At 31.3% G+C, this 619-nt stretch carries 1 protein-coding gene; it reads right to left on the bottom strand.

The window, feature by feature from the left end:
- On the bottom strand, positions 1 to 388 hold a 388-nt coding region (locus QMD61_11735), incomplete at its 3' end, for a hypothetical protein (protein ID MDI6725304.1).
- Positions 389 to 619 lie beyond the last annotated feature (231 nt).

Genomic DNA, 619 nt, shown 5'->3' with positions numbered 1-619 from the left:
CATATTTTCTTTTGATATTTTCAGGTACTATGATTGAATATAGTCCCATTAATATTAGCCCAAAACCAATTGATCTAAAAAGGTTCCATCCTGTAGCGCCTTGTAAAAATTGTATAATTTTTTGTGGTTCCCAATAAATTGATGATAGAATGTAGAGTAATTCAATAACTAAAATGATTATCAAAGGTAGGATAAACACTATACGTGTTTCTATCTTCTGAGTATTTATATTCCCCAAAGGCTCCTTTAAAAAATGATTCATGATCTGGTAAAGCATTGCTCCCAGAACAGCTCCGATCACTGTACCGGCTATTCCTATCTGAGTTGTAGTAAATGCTACAATTCCTGATATTACTCCAGCCATTACAATATCTAATGTCTTTGACATTTTATCACATCAGAAAATAATACAATTGATCTTATATTTACAATTTATTCTTGGATTAAGGATTTAAAATATTTAATATTTTTATTTAGGTGTAGAACTAAATTATAGAGAATTTAATTAGTTATAGTATTTCTTTTATCTGCTATCAAAATTCAAAATTATGTCTTAAAAAGCCTCAGGGGGGATTCGAACCCCCGACCTATGCCTTACCAAGGCATCGCTCTACCGCCT

The organism is Methanobacterium sp., assembly GCA_030017655.1.
In the GTDB taxonomy this organism is placed as follows: domain Archaea; phylum Methanobacteriota; class Methanobacteria; order Methanobacteriales; family Methanobacteriaceae; genus Methanobacterium_D.
The sequence above is the reverse complement of the archived record's forward strand: the minus strand, read 5'-3'. Positions and strand labels throughout refer to the sequence as shown.